Origin of the sequence: Streptomyces sp. HSG2 (assembly GCF_016598575.1) — a bacterium.
Taxonomy (GTDB): Bacteria; Actinomycetota; Actinomycetes; order Streptomycetales; family Streptomycetaceae; genus Streptomyces.
In genome coordinates, this window is sequence record NZ_CP066801.1 from 1,931,043 (window position 1) to 1,952,572 (window position 21,530).

A 21,530-nucleotide genomic window follows, 5' to 3' on the forward strand; every position below is an offset into this window, starting at 1 on the left:
CACACGAGCCCGGATGCTCTGTCACCACGTAAACACCCGCAGGGCGGTCGCGCAGTCCCGCATTGGAGTTATGCGGCACGGGAGTCGGGCCGGTCGGCCGAGGTCGAGACGGCGAAGGGCCACCCGCACCACGGACGGTGGGTGGCCCCTGGGACGCCGCCGCCCGGCGGCGGTGGCCCGGCGGTCGACGGAGGGTCAGGAGACCCTGGCCGCCTCCCCGCTCACGGTCGCGGCCTCCGCGGGCTTCGGCACCGCTGCCGGAGTCGGCTTGGCCGCCTCGTAGAACTCCTCGCGCGGCGACTCGACGGCGCCGAGCGAGACGACCTCTCGCTTGAGGAACATGCCGAGCGTCCAGTCCGCGAAGACGCGGATCTTGCGGTTCCAGGTCGGCATCGCCAGGCCGTGGTAGGCGCGGTGCATGTACCAGGCGAGCCGGCCCTTGAGCTTGATCCGCTTGCCGCCCACGACGACCATCGCGACGCCCTTGTGCAGGCCGAGGCCGGCGACGGCGCCCTTGTTGGCGTGCCGGTACTCCTTCTGCGGGAAGCCGCGCATGCCGGAGACCACGTTGTCGCCGAGCACCTTGGCCTGGCGCAGGGCGTGCTGGGCGTTGGGCGGGCACCAGGCGTTCTCGTTGCCGGCCTTGCGGCCCACGAGGTCCGGGACCTGCGCGTTGTCGCCGGCGGCCCAGACGTGGTCGGTGCCCGCGACCTGGAGCGTTGGTTCGCAGTCGATGTGCCCTCGGGGACCGAGTGGCAGGCCGAAGCGGGACAGGGCCGGGTTCGGCTTGACACCGGCCGTCCACACGATGGTGTGGGCGTCGACCTCCAGGCCGTTCTTCAGCACCACGTGACCGTCGACGCAGGACTCCATCGACGTGGACAGGTAGACCTCGACACCCCGACTCTCCAGGTGCTCCCGGCCGTAGACGCCGAGCTTCGGGCCGACCTCGGGGAGGATCTTGTCCGCGGCGTCCACCAGGATGAAGCGCATGTCGTCGCGGGAGACGTTGGTGTAATACGCCGACGCGTCCCGGGCCATGTCCTCGACCTCGCCGATGGTCTCCGCGCCGGCGAAGCCACCCCCGATGAAGACGAAGGTGAGGGCCTTTCGACGAATCGCCTCGTCGGTGGTCGAGTCGGCCTTGTCGAGCTGCTCCAGGACGTGGTTGCGCAGGCCGATGGCCTCCTCGACGCCCTTCATGCCGATGCCCTGCTCGGCCAGTCCGGGGATCGGGAAGGTGCGGGAGACCGCGCCCATCGCCACGACCAGGTAGTCGAAGGGAAGCTCGTACGCCTCGCCCGTAAGCGGGGCGACGGTGGCCACCTTGCGCTCCTGGTCGATGGTCGTGACCCGACCGGTGAGCACCTCCGCCTTGGGGAGCACGCGCCTGAGGGGGACGACGACGTGCCGGGGCGAGATGTTGCCGGCGGCGGTTTCGGGGAGGAAGGGCTGGTAGGTCATGTACGACCGGGGGTCGACGACCGTGACGGTCGCCTCTCCGTAGCGCATCTTCTTCAGGATGCGCCGAGCTGCGTACAGGCCTACGTACCCACCGCCTACTACGAGGATCCTGGGACGCTCCGTGGTGCTCATGGGATCGAGTATCCACCCGCATCGGGGGGGTGGTTCGTGCGCCCCTTCACAAGCTCGACCAGGGGTCGTGTTACACTCCCGGGCTCGCGTGAGGAAGATCATGTCATCGCGGGGAACCGAGCCTCCGCCGACGGCGTTGTCAATGCCGCGTGAGCTGCCCATCCGACGCCACCAAGGGCTCGGGGGGCCTGCCCGAGGCTCGGCCCTCACCACCTCGCCGACCGCCCGCCGCACCATGCTGATCGGGTGGACGACCCCTCGATAGGGTCAATCGGGCCCGTCGAGCGGACCGAACGCCCCAGAATCCTTGTGAAGAACTTCACGAACCCGGTCCCCCGAACCCCGCCCTACCGGCCGGTAAGTCGGTGGAGGCGCACCCCCGAGCGCGCCGGCGCCGAGCCGACAGAGCGCCGCCGACGGCTACGCGGCGCCCCCCGCCACGCTCATCACGATGCCGTCCAGGATGTCGTTCTCGCTCACGACGACCTCCTCGGCACCCGTGCGTTCCATGATCGACAGCAGCACGAGGGCACCCGCCCCGATCACGTCGACCCGGCCGGGATGCAGGGACTTGACGGCGGCTCGGCTCGCGTGCGTCGACCCCAGCAGCCACTCCGTGATCTGCCGCACCCGGTCCCGGGAGACCCGCGCGTGATGGATGGCCGCGGGGTCGTAGGCGGGCAGGTCCATGGCCATCGCCGCCACGGTCGTCACCGATCCGGCCAGCCCCACCAGCGTGCGCGCCCTCGCCGGCGACACGGTCTCCTCGACCCGGTCGAGTGCGGCCTCGATGTCGGCCCGCATCGCGTCGACCCGCTCGCGCGGGGGCGGGTCGAGTACCCGTCCGTCGCGCACCAGGTGCCGCTCGGTCATCCGGACGCAACCCATGTCGACGGATCGGGCCGCGTCCACCCGGTCGTCGCCCACGACGAACTCCGTGGAACCACCGCCGATGTCCACCACCAGGAAGGGACGTGGGAGGTCGGCACGGCCCGCCAGCTCGCGGGTGGCGCCGGCGAAGGACAGTTCGGCCTCCAGTTCGCCGCTGATCACCTCCGGTTCGACGCCGAGGATCTCGCGGACACCGTCGACGAACTCCCGACGGTTCTCGGCGTCCCGGGAAGCCGAGGTGGCCACGAAGCGCAGCCGCCGAGCCCCGTGCCCGTCAATGGCCGCCGCGTAGTCGCGGCAGGCCGCGAAAGTCCTGTTCAGAGCCTCGGGTGCGAGCCGGCCTGTGCGGTCCACGCCCTCGCCGAGTCGGACGATCGTCATGCGCCGGTCCAGTTCGGTCAGCGCCCCGGTCGCCGGATCGACGTCGGCGACCAGCAACCGGATCGAATTCGTACCGCAGTCGACCGCGGCCACACGGCTCATCGGCCGGCCTCCCCCGCCGTGTCCCCCTCCGGGGTGGCGACGCAGGCGCCCTTGCTCCACCACGGTGGCAGCATCGCGAGTGCCTCGTCCCCCAGCGGGTTGACGCCCGGCCCCGCCGCGAGGGAGTGGGCGACCAGGACGTGCAGGCACTTGACCCGGTCCGGCATGCCGCCGGCGCTCGGGAAGTTCCGCAGCTCCTCGATCTCGTCGCGGCGCCGAAGGTAGTCCTCGTGGGCGGCCCGGTAGGCCTCGGCCAGTTCCGGGTCGACGGCGAGCCGCTCGGACATCTCCTTCATCACCCCCTCCGCTTCCAGCGTGCCGATGGCCGAGTTGGCACGCGGGCAGGTGAGGTAGTAGAGCGTCGGGAAGGGGGTGCCGTCGGGCAACCGGGGGGCGGTCTCCACCACGTCCGGTCGTCCACAGGGGCAACGGTGGGCGATGGCGCGCAGGCCGCGGGGCGGCCGGCCGAGTTGCCGCGTGAACGCCTCGACGTCCGCGTCCGTGGGCTCGGTTCGCGGGGTGGGCGGCGGAACGTGTTCCATGGGTGTCTTCCGGGCGTCTTTCTGTCGACGGTGGTGGGTGCGGTGTCGCCGGCGTTCCGGCTCCGGGTCAGCGGCCGGCCGCGTCGACGCGGTCCACGCCGTCGAGAACGGTGCGCCACCACGGCCGGCCGGACGCCTCGCGGTCCGCGCGCGCCCGCTCGGCCGCCTCGGGGTCCCGCATGACGTAGCCGGTCTCGCCGGGCCGCACGTAGTGCAGTCGGGCGCGGATCTCCCGGGCGGCGAAGGCGTCGTCCTGCCAGCGTGCCGCGAGGTCGCCCAACTCCTCGACCCGGTCCCGGGATCGACGGCTCTCCTCCTGGAGGTCGGCGATCTCCGCCCGCTGCGCGACGTACTGGCGCATCGGGTAGGCCAATGCGACCACCATGGAGCAGACCACCAAAGCGAGCAGCGCGGCCCGACCGGTCAGTCGGGACCGACGGGCCTGACGCTTGCTCTGGGAGCGGTAGGCCCGGGCCGCGGTGCGCTCGCCGAGAAGCCGGATCCGCGCGGTGGTGGAGAAGCGGTCCCGGTCCTTCGCGGCCATGTCCCGCCTCCCGTTCGCCTCGGAGCGTCGCACCGGACGCGCCCACGTCCCCGCACACGGTACGGGACCGGGTGCGAGGACGTAGGGACGACGCCGATCCAGCGCGGAGCCGGCGGCCCGCCGCGGTCAGAGACCGGCGGAGCGGAACCGGGGGAAGGCGCTGCGGCCGGCGTAGACCGCGGCGTCGTCGAGGATCTCCTCGATGCGCAGCAACTGGTTGTACTTGGCGACCCGCTCCGAGCGGGCGGGGGCACCGGTCTTGATCTGACCGCAGTTGGTGGCGACGGCCAAGTCGGCGATGGTGACGTCCTCCGTCTCGCCGGAGCGGTGCGACATCATGCACTTGAAGCCGTTGCGCTGCGCCAGTTCGACCGCGTCGAAGGCCTCGGTGAGCGAGCCGATCTGGTTGACCTTGACGAGCAGCGCGTTGCCGGCGTTCTCGTCGATGCCGCGCTGGAGGCGCTCGGGGTTGGTGACGAAGAGGTCGTCACCGACCAGCTGGACCTTGTCGCCGAGCTCGGCGGTGATGGCCTTCCAGCCCTCCCAGTCCTCCTCGTCCAGCGGGTCCTCGACGGACACCAGCGGATAGTCGGCGACCAGCTCCGCGTAGTAGGAGATCATCTCCTGTGCGGTGCGCTCGCGACCCTCGAAGACGTACCGGCCGTCCTTGTGGAACTCGGAGGCGGCGGCGTCCATCGCCAGGGCGATCTGCTCGCCCGGAGTGTAGCCGGCCTCCTTGACGGCCTCGATGATGAGGTCCAGGGCGGCACGGTTGGAGTCCAGGTTCGGAGCGAAGCCGCCCTCGTCGCCGAGGCCGGTCGACAGGCCCTTGGCCTTCAAGACCTTCTTCAGTGTGTGGTACACCTCGGTGCCCCAGCGCAGGGCCTCGGAGAACGACTCCGCCCCGATCGGGGCGATCATGAACTCCTGGATGTCCACGTTGGAGTCGGCGTGCGCGCCGCCGTTGAGGATGTTCATCATCGGCACCGGCAGCAGGTGCGCGTTGGGGCCGCCCAGGTAGCGGAAGAGCGGCAGGTCGGACGCCTCGGAGGCGGCGTGCGCGACCGCGAGGGAGACGCCGAGGATGGCGTTGGCGCCGAGGGAAGCCTTGTTGTCGGTGGCGTCCAGGTCGGACATGGCCTGGTCGATCAGACGCTGCTCGGTCGCGTCGTAGCCGACCAACTCGGGGCCGATCTGCTCGATCACCGCGAGGACGGCCTTCTCCACGCCCTTGCCGTGGTAGCGGCCGGCGTCGCCGTCCCGCAGCTCGACGGCCTCGAAGGCGCCGGTGGACGCGCCGGACGGCACGGCGGCACGGCCCGTGCTGCCGTCGTCGAGGCCGACCTCGACCTCGACCGTGGGGTTGCCTCGGGAGTCCAGGATTTCCCGGGCTACGACGACGTCGATGGACGGCACGAGCATCTCCTTCTTGGATGTGACACGGATGGCAGTACCGCGCGTGAGGTGCTGCGGCACGAGCCTAACCGCCTCCGGCCGATCGACTTCACGCCGGACGGTCATCGGACCGCGCTCGGCCGGATACCGGTGCCGGGGCGGTGCTGCGACGCGCGAACCCCGTCCCGGCGCGCCGAGGACGCGAGCCGGGACGGGGGCGGGGAGCCTGGGCCGCCTACTTCAGGTGCAGCTGCTGACCCGGGAAGATCAGGTCGGCGTTGTCGACGATGTCGTTGTTCAGCTCGAACAGCTTGTGCCAGCCGCCTTCGACACCGTGCTCGGCGGCGATCTCGCTGAGCGTGTCGCCCTTGACGACCTCGTACTCGCCGTCGCCCTTGGCGACCTGGTCGCCGGTCGGGGTGGTGACGGTGTCCTGCGCGACCTCCTGGGAGGACTCGGCCGCGGAGCGCTCCTGCGAGCGGGAGGCGGGCTGCTCGGTCTCGTGGGTCTCGGCCGGAGCGGGAGCGGCCTCCGTCTCGGCCGGAGCGGGAGCGGCCTGCGTGTCGGTGGCGGTGTCACCGTCGTAGGCGGCGCCGGAAAGGCCGGTGCCGCAGACCGGCCAGGCGCCCTTGCCCTGACCCGCCAGAACCTTCTCGGCGATCTCGATCTGCTGGGCCTTGCTGGCCTGGTCGGCGGTCGAGGCGTACTGGGTGCCGCCGTAGGCGGCCCACGTCGAGGCCGCGAACTGCAGCCCGCCGTAGTAGCCGTTGCCCGTGTTGATGGACCAGTTGCCGCCGGACTCGCACTGCGCGACGGCGTCCCACTCCGCGGCGGTCGCCGCCGAGGCGGTGCCGGCCGCCATCAGCGGGGCCGCGGCGGCGACACCGGCCACGCCGACGACGGCGATGGCCCGGGCGGTCTTGGACGGACGACGGTGGTTGCCCTTGCCGGAGAACAGCATGGATGGATCCCCTCACCGACGCCTACGAGGTGAGCTGTCGGGTTCGGGCCGGTGGAATTGCCCGGCCGGGTCCCTCACGGGACGCGGCTTCACCCCTAGCCGCTCCGTCTCGACTTCCCGGTGCGGCGCCTACCTTGGTTCCCCCGCTCCTGCCTACGGCGCTCGACGCGACGACTGTTGCCGGAAGCCGCTGGCAGGATTCGGCGTAGCGGCACCGGTGCCCGCGATGGCGAGCGATCCCGACCGTAGACACGCGGCCGGGGGATTATCAAAGACGATCAGAACTTCTGAGAGCTATGTCTCACGCGCTCGAATTCGGACATCAAGGAACATTCAGGGCGTGAACTCGCTTGGCGCCGACAGCGCTTGGCCCGCCACCCTCAGGGTCTGACCGGGCAGGATGTGGTCGGGATCGTCGCCGATCACCGCCCGGTTGGCCGAGTAGAGCGCGGACCATCCGCCGCTCGTCCCCCGGCCCTCCGCGATCCGCGACAAGGTGTCGCCGGACCGGACGGTGTACTCGCCGGCCGCCTCGCCGCCATCGCTCTCGTCGGCCGGCTCCCCGCGGTGCCGGCCCGTGCCGTCGCCCTCCCGCCGAGGGAGGCGGTCCTTGCCGTCGCGCCCGGTCACGGAGGGAGCCGAGTCCGCCGTCTCGGCGTCCGATCGGGGATCCGCGCCCGGGCGGGTGGACGTCTCGTCGCCGACCCCTTCGCCCGGCTCCTCGTGGGGCTCCTCGACCGTCCCGACGTCCGCACGGGATGCCTCCCGACGGTCCGACGCGTCCGCTTCGTCCGCCCCCGGCGCCGTATCGGGGTCCGAAGGGGTCCCGGCATCGGCGGCGAACGGCGTGGCCGAAGCACCACCGGCCCTCGCGCCCCCCTCGCCTCGCCGCTCCGACCCGGCGGCCTCTTCGACGCCCTCGATCTCCTCGGCCCGCTCCACCGCGCCGGCGGCCCCTCCAGCCCCGACCGAGGGCCCGTCGGGCGCGGCGGGGTCGTCGATCGTCGCGCCGACCCCCTCCACCAGCCCGGCGAGCGGGCCGCAAGTGGGCCAGGCGGCGACGCCCTCCGCCGCGAGGATCCTCTCGGCCGTCTCGATCTGCCGGGAGCGGCTCGCCTGGTCCGCGCTGGAGGCGTGGTCGAGCCCGCCGTACCTCTCCCATTGGTCCTGGGAGAGTTGGAGCCCGCCGTAGTAGCCGTTGCCGCCGTTCCGGCTCCACGCGCCGCCGGTCTCGCAGTCGGCGACCCGATCCCAGGCCGTGCCGTCGGCCGCGGCGGCGCCGGAGGCGCCCAACAGCGGGATGGCGATGGCCGAGCCGGTGACGCCGGCCGCGACGACGAGCGCCGAGGCCTGGCTGGGGCGACGGTGACGACCGTTCCCGGAGAGCATGTGCGGACCTTTCGCGAGACGGCGGCTTCGCAGCGCGGCGACCACGACCTGCCGCGCTGATCCGTGAACGTATCGGCAGGTGATCGCATGTCACAAGCCGATGCCGCACAGATCACACGAAGATCACAGACGTTCGACGGCCACCCGGGGAAAGGGGTTCGGCGCGGTGCCGTCCCGTGGGGACCGAGCCACCGCGGCCCGGCCCCTACGTGTCCACACGGTCCGCCGCGCCCTCGGGGGTGAACGCGACGGGCAGCGTCCGCAGCCCCCGCATGATCAACCCGCCGCGCCGGCGCAGCGAGGAGGGATCGGCGTCCAGGCGGAGGTCGGGAAGCCGGGTGAGAAGAGTGGCGAGCGCGGTCCGCCCCTCCGAACGGGCGAGGGGCGCGCCCAGGCAGTAGTGGATCCCGTGCCCGTACCCGAGGTGGGGGTTGTCCTGACGGGTGAGATCGAGAGTGTCGGGATCGGCGAAGCGCTCCGGGTCCCGGTCGGCGGCGGCGAGCACGACCAGGACCGGGTCCCCTGTGGCGATGTCCTGACCGCCGATGCCGAGCGGGCGGGTGGCGAAACGCCAGGTGGCCATCTCCACCGGCCCGTCGTACCGGAGCAGTTCCTCGACGCCGGTGTCCAGCGTCGCGCGGTCCCCGACGGCCAGCGAGCGTTGCAGGCGCTCCCGCTGAGCCGGGTGGGTGAGCAGCGCGTAGGTGCCGTTGCCGATGAGGTTGACGGTGGTCTCGAATCCGGCGAAGAGCAGGATGAAGGCCATGGCCGCGACCTCGTTCTCGGTGAGGTGCTCGCCGTGGTCCGAGGCGCGGATGAGGGCGGAGAGGAGGTCCTCACCGGGGGCGGGCTCGGCGGGCAGCGCCTTCCGCTTGCGGTGGATCAGATCGGCCAGGTACCCCCGCATCATCTTCACCGACCTCGCGACCCCGCCCCGGGGTCCCTTGTCGTGCCGGATCATCATGCCCGCCCAGTCCCGGAAGTCCTCCTGGTCCTCGCGTGGGACGCCCAGCAGGTCGCAGATGGCGTAGATGGGGAGCGGGAAGGCGAAGTCGTGGATGAGGTCGGCCGAGCCCCGGGACGCGAACCGGTCGACGAGGCCGTCGGCGAGTTCCCGCACGCGGGGCTCGAACTCGGCGACGCGGCGAGGGGTGAACGCCTTGCTGACCAGTCGCCGCAGCCGGGTGTGGTCGGGCGGGTCGATGTTGAGCAGATGCGTCGTCAGCTCGGCCTTGCGCTCGCCGGGGATGCCGGTCTTGCCCTTGGCGTGCGCCGGCTCGTCGTGGTGGGCGGGGTTCTTGGACAGCCCCGGGTGCGCGAGCGCGCGCCGCGCGTCGGCGTACCGGGTGACCAGCCACGCCTCGACTCCACTGGGCAATCGCGCGCGGTGCACGGGCGCGTGCTCGCGAAGCCAGGCGTAGGCGGGATAGGGGTCGTCCGCGAACTCACGGGAGAACAGGGAGGGAGCGGGCGAGTCGGGCCGGTGCTGATCGGTCACGGGTCGACGGTATCGGGAGGGCCGGTGGCGGCCCTCCCCGCCCGAGACCTCGGCGACGGGTCACGCGCCCAGCGCCGTGCCCGGGCGGGGCGGCGGGGTCCGTCTCGGGGGCGGAGCCGGGCGGTTCCGACCGGCTCACCGGGGTCGGGGGTGGCTCGCACTCGGGGAAGCGGGCTCTCCCGCTCTCCGCTCGGCCTCCTTGATCGCGTCCCGGTAGCTCCGGGCCGCCGCCCGGAGCGCCGCCTCCGGGTCGACGCCCTCGCCCTCGGCCCGGACCGCCAGGGCGAGCAGGTCGTATCCGACGCCCTCGACCGGAGGGAGGGGCACGTCGAGGCCGGCCGTACGGACACGGGAAGCCAACTTCGCCGCCAGGGCCAGACCGGGCTGGCCGAGGGGGACGCCCTCGGTGACCGAGGCGCGTCGCTTCTCGACCGCCTTGCTCCGCAGCCAGTGGCCCTCGACCTCCTCGGCGGTGGTGGCGGTCTCCTCGCCGAACACGTGCGGGTGGCGGTGGATCAGCTTGGCGACGATTCCGGCGGCCACGTCGTCGACGGAGAAGGGGGCGTCACGGTGCTCCTCGGCGATCCGGGCGTGGAAGATCACTTGGAGCAGGACGTCCCCCAGTTCCTCCCGCATCTCCTCCCGGTCGCCCTCCTCGATCGCCTCGACCAGCTCGTAGGCCTCCTCCAAGCCGTACTTCGCGAGGTCCTCGTGGGTCCGGCGGGACGACCACGGGCACTGGAGACGGATGCGATCCATCACCCGCACGAGGTCCAGCAGTCGCGCGCCCGGCAGGTCGTAGGAGGCGGGCAGCAGCTCCAGCTCCGGCATGCGCACACGACCGGATCCCGCCATCCGGGCCAGCCCGTCGGTCAGGCCTGGTTCACCCTCGGCGGTCGCCACGACCACCACGCTCCGGCCGCCGGCGCAGGACTCGACCAGTCGCTCCGCGATCGGGGCCGCGATGTCGACCGATATGCCGGCCTCGCCGAGATAGGGGAGCTGCGGATGCCCGCCGTCGGCGCACAGGACTTCGTCGGCGTCGCGCAGCGCCTGCCAGGCGGGCCAGGACAACAGGCCCGGCGCGACGCGGTGACTGGTGGTGAGCAGGACGACGCGGCCGGGGTCGGCGGGCGTCTCGTGGCTGGTGGCGTTCACACCACCGAACGTAGCGCACCTGGCCGACGGTGCCCGGGGCCGTCCACAGAGCGTCCGCCGGCCCCGGCGGCATCCTCGGGACGACGGGTCACACCGGGCGGAGACCCGCCGCCCAGCCGGTGTCCCGTACCCAGGGTGTCTCGGTGTCGACGCGACCGCTGTGCTCCATGTCCCAGCTGCCGTAGCGGGGGTTCAGGTCCACCGCGAGGTCCCGCGACGCCTCGGAGAGGGCCTCCCAGAACGCGGGCTGCCCGGTGTCGGTACCGAGCCTCTCGGCCAGCTTCTGGGCCTCCAGTTGGAGCCCGAGGTTCTCGTCGAGGCGCGCGGCCGAGACCCCGTACTGCTCCAGCCAGACCGTCTCCAGCGCCCGCGCGCCCCCGGTCCGCTGTTCGAGACCCTCGCGCATCGCCTGGACCTCCTTGCGGCCGACGCTCACGCCCTCCCGCTGCGCGGCGTGGTGCAGCACACGGTCCAGGACCATGCCGTGCAGGGTGTCACGCGCGAGACCGCCCGTGCGGGCGACCGCCTGGCGGTACTGGGCGTCATCCGAGACGGCCGCCCGACGCGCCTCCCGCACCTCCCCCACGCGCTCCTCCAACTCCGCCACGGTGATCCGCTCCCCGCCGACGACGGCCGCGGCGCCCGGATGTGCCTGACCCCCGCACGCGGTCAGCAGGGAAGCCGAGGCGGCGAGCGCCGTGGCCCAGAGGGTGGCGGTGCGTCGGCGGGGCAAGGGGACCTCCCGTGGGGACGGCGACGACGAGTGCGGCACGTGGTGCCGCCACCGGCGACGGCAGTGGTGGATCGGGCGGACGGGCGCGGTCGTGCGGTGACCGATGGTAGGCGGGGGACGGGCCCCGGCCAACCCATTCGACCAACGACGCGTCGTCTCCCGGGACACCGCCGCGCCTACCGGTCAGTCCGGGCATTGACGCAGCATCATTTCCTTGTCCGCCGAGGTGACCGGAAGGTCGTAGGCGAGCGCGGTCTGGGCGAACCGGACCACGTAGGAGCACCGGATTCGCTTGTCCGGCGGCAGCCACGAGGCCGGGCCGGAATCGCCCTTGGCCGCGTTGGCCGGACCGTCGACCGGCAGGAGGTTGAGCGTGTCGTTTATGTCGGCACCCGTAACTGTCTCACCACTCCTCCCGTTATGTGCGCGTACGGCTTGTCTCACACGGGGAGGGTGGCTTGCACGCGATGGAGCCAGAGGAAGACGGCGCCGAGTCCGAGGTGACGGTGCTGCTGCACAGAACGGCACGCGGGGCATCACCCGCCGACCCTCTCCCCTTCGACGGGGAGTCGGTACTCCGGCGAGTCGGCGCCAACGACGGGCGGCCCTTCATCCTGTGCCCGGACGGCAGCTACGACCTCCACCTGAACCGCTTCCTGCGCGACCTGGAGCACTGGGGCGTGCGGTCGGAGAACAGCCGCATCGCCTACAGCACCGACGTCATGCTCTACTGCCGCTTCCTCCACGAGTCCAGGGGCGGCAAATCCATCTGGGAGACGGACGGTGCCGATCTCCGCGCCTACAAGGCCGTCCGGCTGCACAGCAGCGGGCCGGGCAGCGTGTCGGTGGCGACCTGGAACCGATCGCTCGCCGCGCTCGACAAGTGGGTGCAGTGGTCGCTTCACGAGGAGCTGCTGCCGGCCGAGCCATTCAGGTACGTCGACAAGACTGTGGTGTCGCCGCAAGGACCGAAGCGGGTACGGGTCAACGCCGACGCCGAGCCCGAAGCGCCCCGGCAGCCGATCCGGTTCCTGTCGCACGAGGACTTCATGCTCTGGCGGGACGTCGGGATGCGCGGACTGCTGCCGGACGGCTCCCCGGACGCCAAGTGGCGTGGGCGCAACGGCGAACGCAACGCCCTCTTCGCCGACCTCCTGGTCTGCACCGGCATGCGGCTGGGCGAGGCCGCGAGCCTGCTGACGACGGAACTGCCGCCGGTGACCGGAAGACGCCTGATCGGCGACATCACCGTCTCGGCCGCCGTGGCGAAGCGCGGCCACCCGCGCACGGTGTACGTCCGTCCGCGGGTGGCCCGCGACCTGCACCACTACGTAGGTATGGAGCGTGACGAGCTGCTGCATCGGCGACGCACGCAGGGGGTGTACGAAGCACCTGAGGACCCACTGCCGGTACGCCGGGCGAACCGGCACGCGCTGGTGATCGAGAACGGAAGCAGCTGGTCGTACTCACGCATCGGCGCGGCGGACCGGGCACGGCTGGTCCAGGTCGACGGCCGAGGAGGAGTGGTCGGCCCCCTCTGTTTGTGGCTCGGCGAGAACGGGCTGCCGCTGCGGCGCAGTACCTGGCAGTCGGTCTTCCAACGGGCGAACGAGCGGTGTACCGCCTTCGGTCTCGACTTCGACGTCCACCCACACACCCTGCGGCACACGTTCGCGGTGCATATGCTCGGCCTGCTGCTGCGACAGACCGTCCGGGCACTGGGCATGTGTGAGGACCGCCGGTTCACCCACGCGGAGGTGAAGCGCCTGCTCATCGGCAACCCTTTGCGCAAGCTCCAACTCCTGCTCGGTCACCGTCACGAGGCCACCGTCTACACATACCTCGACGTCCTGGACGAAGCGCAGGAGATCGTGCTCGCGGCGCTCGGCGACTGGGACGAGCAGGCCGCCACCTTCGAGCGGATCAACCTGGATGCGGAGGAGGTCCGGTGAGCCCGCGCCGCGTCCGCTTCCCTGCCGCTGTCGAGACCCCCGCCGCGGCCGAGCCTGTACCGACGATCGGTCCGGTGATCTTCACCGTGGATCTCAACGGAAGTCCCGAGAGCATCGACCTGTCAGGACTCCCGTGTCCGCGTCTCACCCGAGCCCTCGGCACCGCACTCGCTGAAGTCGTCAGCGCTCCCGGCACCCTGCGTGACCGGAATGGCGTCCGCTATGTCGTCAAACGCATCCGGGAGTTCGTCCAGTTCACGGCCGCTGCTCTCCCGGACCCCGCCGCCGACCTGCGTCTGAGTGACCTGGAGCCCGATCTCCTGGACGCGTTCGAGACGCGTCTGATCGCTCAGTACGGAGAGACGAGCAAGGAGCCGTACCTCACCATGACGTACCTCGTGCGGCTGCTGAAGCTGGTGCACGAGGCACACCCCGACGCCTTCGGGGCCGCGTTTCACGCCCGTCTGGGCTTCACATCGGCGTCGGCCCACCGGGCGTCGAAGCCTCTCGACGCGTATCCGTTCCCAGTGCTCGACGCGTTGGAGGCCGCCGCCCGGGACGACGTCGCCCGTATCCGCGACCGAATCCTGGAGGGCGAGAAGCTGGCGGCTACGGGCCGCGACCCGCACCAACACGGTTGGGACCGGCTGGAGAACGTCCTCTGGTACATCGCCAACTACGGCCCGCTGACCGTCGACGACGCCTCTTACAAGGTCCTGCGCCCTTTGGGCGGAAGAGAGGAACTCAACGGTCGTCTCCACCTCACTGCTAGGGACCTGGTGCCCTTCCTGCTCCTTCTCGCCTGTCAGACGGGCATGGAACCCGAGTGCATCCGACAGCTGCGCTCCGACTGCCTGGCGAGTCCGGCGCGCGGCTACGTCAGCATTGCCTACGTCAAGAAGCGCGCCCCGGGTTCCACGCACAAGACGATCAGGGTCACCGATGGCGGCTCGCTGCGCTTCCCCGGTGGCGTGATCCGACTGGCCCTACGTCTGACGAAACGCACCCGCGAGCTGATCGGCAGCGACGCCCTGTGGTGCGACGTCGGTCGTCACGGGCAGGCCCGGTCATCCTTCGACGGTCCGCAAGGATCGGCCATGAGCCGGCAGTGGATGTCCGAGCATGGGCTCGACCGCCTCACCGACCGCGACGGCGGGCCGGTCGCCCTGGACCTGCGGCGGGTACGCAAGACCGTCAAGTCCCGTCAGTACCTGCGCGCCGGCGGGGTCCTTGAGGACTTCGCCTCCGGCCACACCCGGCCGGTCGCCGCGAAGCATTACGCGGACATCGGCGCGCACGAGGAGACCCACGAGCAGGCAGTGGAGGCGGGCCTTGAGCAGGCGCTCGGCGCGGCGCTTTCACCACCTGTAGTGCTGTCCGACGACGGCGCACGACTCGATGACGGCCAGGCGGCGCTGACCACGCGGGAGATCGAGTCGGCGCTCTCCGGCGAGCAGGACGTATGGCTCGCCTCCTGCCGTGACTTCTTCGCCTCACCGTTCGCGCGCAAGCCCGGGGCGGCCTGCCCCGTCCCGGCCTGGGGATGCCTGGAATGCCCGAACGCGGTGTTCACCAGCCGCCACCTGCCGAGCCTGCTGTCCTTCCTGGACTTCCTGGAGCGACAGCGCGAGGAGTATCCGGCCGCTGAGTGGACCGCGCGGTTCGGTCTCGCGTGGGATCGCATCGTCCACGGTGTCCGCGCCCGATTCAGTACGCGTCAGATCGCCACGGCGCAGGCCATCGCCGAGGGCGGCGGCGATCACCTGCTGCTGCCCGCGTCGTTCCTGGAGGTCATCGCATGACCGCCGTCCCCAAGCCACGAACCGGTGATCACGACCTGTCCTCGGCCTCGGAGTACGTGCTCCCGGAGCGGCTCACGCTGGGCCTGCCGAGCCGAGGTCCGCTCCTGTCCGAGGACGTCTGGGACCTGCGGTGCGTGCTGCCCCGCACCTGGCGGACGTGGCGGCTCGACTTCACACAGATCGGCGATCCGCTGACACGGCGTACGGCCAAGGAGTACGTCACCTCACGCCTCCACCGGGGCTCCCTGGGCCTCGGCCCCATGAAGGCCACAGCAGCTGCCGGAGAGCTGCGCGTCTTCATCGCCGTGATGAACGACCTTCGGGAGATGGGCGCCCCACGGTTGGCCGCCGTCGGCCGCACCCACCTGAACGCCGTGCTGACGAGGTGGATGGCCAGCCCGGGCAATGCCGTCCGTAACATCACGCTTCTCAAGCACCTGGCTGCCCACGGGCCGTTCCTGTCCCAGGACCGGCTGAACGTCCTGCCCTGGAACGGCCGCAGTGCCTATGCCGTCGCCGGGGTGCGGCGGATCAAGGGAGAGAACGCCACCCCACGCATCCCCGAGGAGGTCCTCGCGCCGCTGCTGCGGACAGCGCTCTTCTACGTGGAGAAGGCCAGCGGCGACGTCCTCGCCGCCCAGCGGGAGGTCTCCGCGCTCGAAGCAGCGCGCAAGGGCCAGAACCTCGGCCACGGCCAGGCACGCGAAAGGGTTCTGGCCTTTGTCTCCGAACGCCGAGCGGCCGGTCGAGGCATCCCCGCGCTCCCCCGCGAGACCGCGCACACCGTCCCCGACGCCGTCACCGTCGACGGCGTACCGCAGAGCCCCAACCACCGCCTCGTCTCCCTTCTGAGCGGCTGCGGCAACTCTGCGCATCTCCGACCGTTGATGGCCCAGGCCGGCGAGGACATCGGCTACGAGGAAGGCGGCCTGGACACTCCGATGTCCGAGTGGCCGACCACCGGCAGGCCGTGGCGCCCTCGACTCAGCCCCTTCACGTTGGCCAACGAGCTGTCCTTTCTGCGAACGGCGTGCTGGATCGTCATCGCTTACCTGTCAGGGATGCGGGACGTGGAAGTTCGTGAGCTGGACCGCGACTGTGCCACTACCGAAACCGGCGCCGACGGGCGGCCCCGGTACAAACTCCGCGGACGGGTCTACAAGGGGAAGGACCGCAAGCTCAGCGGGGACGAGGCAGAGTGGGTGGTCCTCGATGTCGTACACAGGGCTGTCGCCGTTCTCAGGGAGATCAACGACGACCCGGGCCACCTCTTCGGCTACGACGGTGGCGGCCACAACGGGTACGTACTCCTCAGCAACATGCCCCGGCGCATCAGAGCCTTCCGCGACCACCTCAACGATCTCTTCAGCACGGCGGATGAGCTCTACATCCCGCTGACGACAACGCCCCCGGACGCGCACTCACCGGACGAAGAAGACGAGGTCGAGGAAGACGCGCCAGAGCACACGGCGCTTCCCTGGGCCTTCGACACCAGGCAGTTCCGGCGCAGTCTCGCCTGGCACATCGCCCACCAGCCCTTCGGCGTGGTCGCGGGCGCCCGCCAGTACAAGCACGCCGCGATCACCATGTTCGAGGGTTACGCGGGAACCTCCGCCTCCGGCTTCGCCGACGAGGTCGCCGCCGAGGAGGCCGTGGCCAAGCTCGACTACGTCGAGGACCTCTACCACGACTGGAACGAGGGCGGTCGTTCCGCCGGTGGCGCCGCCCAGCGCATCGAGGCCGAGTTCGACCGCATCCGCCGTGAACTCGGGGACTTGCCGGGCGCGGTGGCCAGCCCGTCCCGGCTGAGGACGCTGCTGCAGCACCTGACGAAGACCCTGCACCCCGGCATCCTGAACGACTGCTTCTACCAGGCGGAGACGGCCGTGTGCCGCAAGCGGGCCAAGCCACTGGGACGCCCCGTCCCGATGCTCGACATGTGCCTGCGCTGCCCCAACTCGCGGCGCTCCGCCGTCCACCTTCCGCGCCTGGAACGAGCGCACGACATGGCCCGAGCTGAACTCACCGACGCCACCGGCGTTCCTCGGCTTCAGCAGCTCGCCATCACCGAACACCTGGCCACACTCACCCGCCTGATCGCGGAGATCGACCACGAGGACAACCACCGATGACCGACTCCACGGACGAGACCCTTCAAACCGTCCGCACGGCCTTCGCCCGCCTGGCCCGGGAGAACCCCGGCCTGACCGGCATCGACCACAAGATCATGCACGCTTTCGAGCAGCTCATGCTCGGCCGCCCCGAGATCACCGACGGCCGGACCTCGGCAGTGAACATCTGCGCCGAGGCCGGCGTCTCCCGCGCCTCGTACTACCGCTCTCCCGTCGCGGGGATCATCAAGGATGTCCTCAGTTCCCCTGGCGCCCGACGCCCCGACCTGGACGCACTCCAGCAGGAGATCGCGCACCTGAAACAGTCCGAAGCACACCTTCGCCGCGAGAAGGCGACCGAGATCCGAGAGCTTCGGGCCACTGTCGCGGCGTATGCGAACCAGATCCAGGTCCTGGCCCTGCGGAACGCCGAGCTGGAATCGGACGTCCGTCACCTCCACGCCCAGCTCGACGGGCGGCGAGAAGGCGTGATCAGGCAGCTCAAGCGCCCGGGCACAGGCACCGAGTCTCCTTCGGGCATGGCAAGTCAGCCGCTCACCGATGGGTGAAGCCGGTCACTCCGCCGCGATAAGCAGCTCGTCGATGGCAGTGCGGATGGCCTCGTCTTCGGTGAAGGCGCGCCAGCCACCGAAGTGGTGAAGGCGCCGGTCACAGGTCGGCAGGTCGCTCAGAAGGTGAGCAGCGGGCTGGGCGACGCGTCCGATCCGGGTCAGATGGCGCACTGCGGGGAGCATGACCGGTAGGTAGGTCCCCTCGACCAGGTCCTGCACGGCCTCCAGGAGGGTCGGGACGGAGTTCTCGGATTCACCGGTCGCGGCCCATAGGGCGTGCGCGGCCTCGACGCTGGTCCAGGTGTCGGCGGCGCCGACCATCGTCTGGAGCTGACTGGCGAAGGGAGCGGCGTGCGGGCCGAGATCGGCCAGCTTGCGCAGGGCGGGGTGGGAGAAGCGGCCCTCAGTGGCGGCAGGCCCCAGCACCTTCAGGGCCGGCTCTGGCTCCCCGCCGACCTGCCAGTATGCCCAGGCTGCGAGTTCCGCGTCCGCGCCGGCGCCTGCGGTTGACCGGGCCAGCAGTAGTTCACGTCCCCCGTTGCCCGCCGGACCGATTCCGGCCAGGGCTGTCGCCGCAGCAGCCCACCTCTGATCGTCCCCCAGCAGGTCGAGCAGCTGCGGCACTGCTACCTTCGCGGCGGGCCCCCAGGCGGCGAGTACTTCGCAGAGCTGATTGAGGATGCCAACGTCCGTAGTGGTGCCCAGTCGGTCACAGATACCGGGCAGCAGCAGCTCCGCGTGGTCCGGGAGGCCGATCAGGACCTCATGGAGGGCGGGGAGGGCGGGGTGGTGCCCCGAGCCCGCGCTGCCGTAGGAGGCGGAGACCGGCGCGAAGCCGGACCGGTTGCTGGCCACACGCTCGGCCAGGCCTGGAACGCAGCGCGGATCGTTCATCCGGGCCAGCGCCCACAGGGCCGCCTCGGCCACTGTCTCCCCCTTCCGCGTCCTCCGGGTGGCGGTGTCGCCGAGCAGCTCGGCAACCATGTCGGCACAGGTAGCTGCTGATGGACCGAGGCAGGCCAGCAACTCGGCTGCTCGGTAACGCACTTCGGCGGATGGATCGTCCAGTCGAGCCACAATGGCCGGTAGCAGCACATCCGCCGGCGAGCGCCACTGCGACAACAGCCCGCCCGCCTGCGCCAGACCGCCGACCCGCTGCTCTTCATCGCGATGATCGGCCAGCAGGCCCAGTGCGAAGGCGGGAGACTCGCCTGCAAACAACCCGGCAGTCCAGTGCTGGACACCCCGCGCCCCGGTCTCCACCGAGCTGGTGCGCTGCCACAACTCCACGCTCGGATCACGGACCGCGTCCAATACGAGCTCCAGCTGGCTCGCCGCCAGGCCCGAGTCGCCGGCCGTGAGCGCATGCACGGCCGCGAGGCGAAGCTGAGGCTCCGGAGAGTCGAGCAATGTACGGAGGAGGGCGCTGACCTCGTCGGCCCGGCCGCCGACCGGCTCCCGCCTGACCGCCTGGCCGAGTGCGAGGACCAGGTCAAGGCGGTTCACGAGGTCGCTCTCTGCCCGCCAGCAGCGCAGGAGCGCGGGCAGCAGGAGAGCACCGGGGCTGGCGCAGACACCGACCACGTCGGCCGCGGCCCGCCGGATCTCCGGATCAAAATCGCTCAGCAGATTGAGGACATCGGGCAGCGCTCGTTCCCACGTCGGTGACCAGCCGGGATCCAGGGACCTTTCGGCAACCTGCCCGGCCTCCGCTGCCAGCCTCGACACCAGCTCCAGCACCGTGCGACGGCTCTGCACGTGCGGGTCGGCAGCCATGTGGAGCAGAAAGGGCAACGCGGCCGGGGCAGCAGAACAGATCCAACCACCCTGGTGAAACAGCACGTTGAGCAGTTCGAACGCCGCCTCCTGCGCGTCCTCCGGACTCTGCCCCGCGCATCGGCGCAGCAGGCCAGGCACGTCCTCAGCGGACCCGTAGTTGTGCTCCAGACCCGCCCAGTCGACCGCTTCCAGCCCCTCCCACATGCGAGTGACTCTACCGCTGGCCGAGACGCGGGCGAAAAGGCTTCAACACCGGGAACGGCAGGCTCAAGCACCACATTGCCGCAGCATGATGCTCTTGTCCGGGCCCGTGACAGCAAGGTCATACTTCAGGGCCACCTGCGCGAACCGCACCGCGTACGAGCAGCGGATGGCCTTGTTCGGCGGTAGCCAGGACGCCGGGCCTGAGTCGCGCTTGGCGGCGTTCGCGGAGCCCGAGACCGGCAGGAGATTCAATACGTCGTTGGCCAGCCGCTGCCGCTTCTCCTTGCTCCAACGCGCGGCGCCCATCTGCCAGGCATACGACAACGGCACCACATGGTCTATCTGCACCTCGGCGGCCTTCGCCTTCTTCCAGACGATGTCCTTGCCGGTGTACGGGTCGTACAGGTCCATCGACACGACCACGCAGTCGGAACCGGCGCGGAACCGAATGTTCTGCCCGTGCAGTTTCAGCAAGTCGTTCCGTGTGTCACAGCCGTTCCGGGCCAGCGGCACACCGTCCGCCGTGTCCATCCACGCGTAGCCGAACTCATCCCGGCCGTATCCCGTCTTCGGTCCTCGCCCCCTGGTCGGCAGCTTGGAGATCACCTCACGAGCGGTCGTCTCGTCTTTCTCGGACGAGATCGGCGCCAGCCCCGGCCTGGTTCCGTCAGGGCCGGCCAAGGGACTCGTCCCGTACCTGGCGGACGAGCCACCGCCTGATGAACCGCTCTCGCCGGAGAGTCCGCCTCCCGTACAGCCCGCCAGGACCGCCGTCCCGGCAACCAGTACAGCCCCGGCATGCAGCACGCGGCTCGTGAGACACCGCCGGGCCACACGACCACCCCTCCCCTGAGACACATCACCGTGAGACATCTACACCGCCAACATAATGTCGTTGGCCAGTCGCCGACGCTTCTCCTCACTCCAGTGCGCCGCGCCCATCTGCCAGGCGTAGGACAGCGGCACCACGTGGTCGATCTGGACGCGCGCGGCGTCCTCCTTCTTCCAGGCGATGTCCTCGCCGGTGTAGGAGTCGCGCAGGGTCATCGAGACGACGACGCAATCGGAGCCGGAGCGGAACCGGACGTCTTGCCCGTGCAGCCGCAGCAGGTCGTTGCGCGTGTCGCAACCGTTGCGGGCGAGGGGGACGCCGTCCGCGGTGTCCATCCAGGCATACCCGAACTCGTCACGGTCGTATCCCGTCCGCGGCCCTCGACCCTTGGTGCGCAGCTCCTCGATCAGCGCCCTGGCCTCGGCCCGGTCGCTCTCGTCCGTGATGGCCGCCAATCCCGGGGCCGTGCCCTCGGGGTTGACCAGGGGGCTCACGCCGCCGCGGTCGTCGGACGGTGTCCCCGCGTCCGAGGAGGCGTCCTCCTCCGGACCCTGACAGCCGACGAGCAGGACCAGCGCCCCGCAGACCGCCACGACCGGACCGATCCGGCGAATCCCACTCCGCGCGTCGCTTCCACGCCCCAACCCGGCCTCCCCCTGTCCCGCTTCGTACCGGGCACAACCGTAGCCGCCTCCGGGGGCGGTCCGCACCACGCCTCGACGGGCGGGATCCGGCCGCCGGACGTATCGTCGGTGTCGATCGACGTCCGAAGGGAGCCCGCCATGGGCATCTGGGACAGGTTCCGCAGGCGTCGCGCCGGAAGCGAGGCGGGCGACGCCGCCGACTCGACGACGAGACCCGGGGCGAGGCCGGGCGACGACGACCTCGAGCAACGGGTCGACCCGGCCCGCCGCCCGCCGGACGATCGCTTCCGGGTCCCGCGAGGCGAGCACCTTCGCGAGAGTGGGTCCGACGACTGACGGACCCGCCGGCCCCGCACCACGCCGCCGCCCCGAGGAGCGCGGGCACCGCGGTCGTGTCCGCCCGCGCTCCCCCGCCGGCACGGACGCGGGCGTCGTGGCCGCGCG

17 protein-coding genes, 2 pseudogenes and 1 riboswitch are annotated in these 21,530 nt (G+C 70.9%); of the genes and pseudogenes, 5 read left to right on the plus strand and 14 right to left on the minus strand.

Annotated features, from left to right (window positions below):
* Positions 1–195 precede the first annotated feature (195 nt).
* The 11 genes and pseudogenes from JEK78_RS07870 to JEK78_RS07920 form a co-directional block, all read right to left on the minus strand.
* Entirely contained in the window at positions 196–1,596 is a 1,401-nt protein-coding gene (locus JEK78_RS07870) for an NAD(P)/FAD-dependent oxidoreductase (RefSeq protein ID WP_200263387.1), read from the minus strand.
* A 420-nt stretch (positions 1,597–2,016) separates the two neighbouring features.
* Positions 2,017–2,970, minus strand: a complete 954-nt coding sequence (locus JEK78_RS07875; RefSeq protein ID WP_200263388.1) for a Ppx/GppA phosphatase family protein — start codon at positions 2,968–2,970, stop codon at positions 2,017–2,019.
* The gene (locus JEK78_RS07880; RefSeq protein WP_200263389.1) at positions 2,967–3,512 is read right to left on the minus strand and encodes a DUF501 domain-containing protein; all 546 of its coding nucleotides are present in this window, start codon (positions 3,510–3,512) and stop codon (positions 2,967–2,969) included. Before JEK78_RS07880 ends, JEK78_RS07875 begins: the two co-directional genes overlap by 4 nt.
* A 67-nt stretch (positions 3,513–3,579) precedes the next feature.
* A complete protein-coding gene (locus JEK78_RS07885) occupies positions 3,580–4,056 on the minus strand; it encodes a septum formation initiator family protein (protein ID WP_200263390.1) in 477 nt (158 codons plus the stop codon).
* Positions 4,057–4,182: 126 nt separating this feature from the next.
* Positions 4,183–5,472, minus strand: coding sequence for a phosphopyruvate hydratase (gene eno, locus JEK78_RS07890; protein WP_200263391.1), 1,290 nt, complete (start codon positions 5,470–5,472; stop codon positions 4,183–4,185).
* 214 nt (positions 5,473–5,686) lie between these two features.
* The gene (locus JEK78_RS07895) at positions 5,687–6,412 is read right to left on the minus strand and encodes a transglycosylase family protein (RefSeq protein WP_200263392.1); all 726 of its coding nucleotides are present in this window, start codon (positions 6,410–6,412) and stop codon (positions 5,687–5,689) included.
* A gap of 4 nt (positions 6,413–6,416) precedes the next feature.
* Positions 6,417–6,583: riboswitch (cyclic di-AMP (ydaO/yuaA leader) on the minus strand.
* Between the two features lie 162 nt (positions 6,584–6,745).
* Entirely contained in the window at positions 6,746–7,801 is a 1,056-nt protein-coding gene (locus JEK78_RS07900) for a transglycosylase family protein (RefSeq protein ID WP_200263393.1), read from the minus strand.
* Positions 7,802–8,006: 205 nt separating this feature from the next.
* Entirely contained in the window at positions 8,007–9,299 is a 1,293-nt protein-coding gene (locus tag JEK78_RS07905; protein ID WP_200263394.1) for a cytochrome P450, read from the minus strand.
* A gap of 135 nt (positions 9,300–9,434) precedes the next feature.
* Positions 9,435–10,457 (minus strand): nucleoside triphosphate pyrophosphohydrolase, encoded by a 1,023-nt coding sequence (locus JEK78_RS07910; protein ID WP_200263395.1) that lies wholly within the window; start codon positions 10,455–10,457, stop codon positions 9,435–9,437.
* Between the two features lie 88 nt (positions 10,458–10,545).
* A complete protein-coding gene (locus JEK78_RS07915) occupies positions 10,546–11,190 on the minus strand; it encodes a SurA N-terminal domain-containing protein (protein WP_200263396.1) in 645 nt (214 codons plus the stop codon).
* A 183-nt stretch (positions 11,191–11,373) separates the two neighbouring features.
* A pseudogene (locus JEK78_RS07920) lies at positions 11,374–11,571 on the minus strand (HNH endonuclease); the annotation flags it as partial.
* Between the two features lie 86 nt (positions 11,572–11,657).
* Between JEK78_RS07920 and JEK78_RS07925 the strand changes: the two are divergent.
* From JEK78_RS07925 to JEK78_RS07940, 4 genes are read left to right on the plus strand one after another with little or no spacing between them, the layout of a single operon-like run.
* On the plus strand, positions 11,658–13,142 hold the full coding sequence (locus JEK78_RS07925) for a tyrosine-type recombinase/integrase (RefSeq protein WP_200263397.1): 1,485 nt from the start codon (positions 11,658–11,660) through the stop codon (positions 13,140–13,142).
* A complete protein-coding gene (locus JEK78_RS07930) occupies positions 13,139–14,944 on the plus strand; it encodes a hypothetical protein (RefSeq protein ID WP_200263398.1) in 1,806 nt (601 codons plus the stop codon). The genes JEK78_RS07925 and JEK78_RS07930 overlap by 4 nt, the downstream gene beginning before the upstream one ends.
* On the plus strand, positions 14,941–17,076 hold the full coding sequence (locus JEK78_RS07935; RefSeq protein WP_200263399.1) for a hypothetical protein: 2,136 nt from the start codon (positions 14,941–14,943) through the stop codon (positions 17,074–17,076). Before JEK78_RS07930 ends, JEK78_RS07935 begins: the two co-directional genes overlap by 4 nt.
* The gene (locus JEK78_RS07940; RefSeq protein ID WP_200263400.1) at positions 17,073–17,624 is read left to right on the plus strand and encodes a hypothetical protein; all 552 of its coding nucleotides are present in this window, start codon (positions 17,073–17,075) and stop codon (positions 17,622–17,624) included. The genes JEK78_RS07935 and JEK78_RS07940 overlap by 4 nt, the downstream gene beginning before the upstream one ends.
* A gap of 6 nt (positions 17,625–17,630) precedes the next feature.
* Here JEK78_RS07940 and JEK78_RS07945 read toward each other — a convergent pair whose 3' ends face one another.
* The 3 genes and pseudogenes from JEK78_RS07945 to JEK78_RS07955 form a co-directional block, all read right to left on the minus strand.
* Complete coding sequence (locus JEK78_RS07945; protein ID WP_200263401.1) at positions 17,631–19,610, minus strand: HEAT repeat domain-containing protein; 1,980 nt, start codon at positions 19,608–19,610, stop codon at positions 17,631–17,633.
* Positions 19,611–19,673: 63 nt separating this feature from the next.
* On the minus strand, positions 19,674–20,483 hold the full coding sequence (locus JEK78_RS07950; RefSeq protein WP_200263402.1) for an HNH endonuclease family protein: 810 nt from the start codon (positions 20,481–20,483) through the stop codon (positions 19,674–19,676).
* A gap of 12 nt (positions 20,484–20,495) precedes the next feature.
* Positions 20,496–21,056: pseudogene (locus tag JEK78_RS07955) on the minus strand (HNH endonuclease family protein); the annotation flags it as partial.
* A 168-nt stretch (positions 21,057–21,224) separates the two neighbouring features.
* On the opposite strand from JEK78_RS07955, the gene JEK78_RS07960 reads away from it, so the two are divergent.
* Positions 21,225–21,422: a hypothetical protein gene (locus tag JEK78_RS07960; RefSeq protein ID WP_200263403.1), complete on the plus strand. Its 198-nt coding sequence runs from the start codon at positions 21,225–21,227 to the stop codon at positions 21,420–21,422.
* Positions 21,423–21,530 lie beyond the last annotated feature (108 nt).

What these genes read in the sequence shown, in the direction of transcription:
- JEK78_RS07875 (WP_200263388.1), bottom strand. Translation starts at nt 2,970, where the DNA reads ATGAGCCGTGTGGCCGCGGTCGACTGCGGTACGAATTCGATCCGGTTG.
- JEK78_RS07945 (WP_200263401.1), bottom strand. Translation starts at nt 19,610, where the DNA reads ATGTGGGAGGGGCTGGAAGCGGTCGACTGGGCGGGTCTGGAGCACAAC.
- JEK78_RS07895 (WP_200263392.1), bottom strand. Translation starts at nt 6,412, where the DNA reads ATGCTGTTCTCCGGCAAGGGCAACCACCGTCGTCCGTCCAAGACCGCC.
- JEK78_RS07950 (WP_200263402.1), bottom strand. Translation starts at nt 20,483, where the DNA reads ATGTCTCACGGTGATGTGTCTCAGGGGAGGGGTGGTCGTGTGGCCCGG.
- JEK78_RS07960 (WP_200263403.1), top strand. Translation starts at nt 21,225, where the DNA reads ATGGGCATCTGGGACAGGTTCCGCAGGCGTCGCGCCGGAAGCGAGGCG.
- JEK78_RS07870 (WP_200263387.1), bottom strand. Translation starts at nt 1,596, where the DNA reads ATGAGCACCACGGAGCGTCCCAGGATCCTCGTAGTAGGCGGTGGGTAC.
- JEK78_RS07900 (WP_200263393.1), bottom strand. Translation starts at nt 7,801, where the DNA reads ATGCTCTCCGGGAACGGTCGTCACCGTCGCCCCAGCCAGGCCTCGGCG.
- JEK78_RS07940 (WP_200263400.1), top strand. Translation starts at nt 17,073, where the DNA reads ATGACCGACTCCACGGACGAGACCCTTCAAACCGTCCGCACGGCCTTC.
- JEK78_RS07935 (WP_200263399.1), top strand. Translation starts at nt 14,941, where the DNA reads ATGACCGCCGTCCCCAAGCCACGAACCGGTGATCACGACCTGTCCTCG.
- JEK78_RS07925 (WP_200263397.1), top strand. Translation starts at nt 11,658, where the DNA reads ATGGAGCCAGAGGAAGACGGCGCCGAGTCCGAGGTGACGGTGCTGCTG.
- JEK78_RS07885 (WP_200263390.1), bottom strand. Translation starts at nt 4,056, where the DNA reads ATGGCCGCGAAGGACCGGGACCGCTTCTCCACCACCGCGCGGATCCGG.
- JEK78_RS07880 (WP_200263389.1), bottom strand. Translation starts at nt 3,512, where the DNA reads ATGGAACACGTTCCGCCGCCCACCCCGCGAACCGAGCCCACGGACGCG.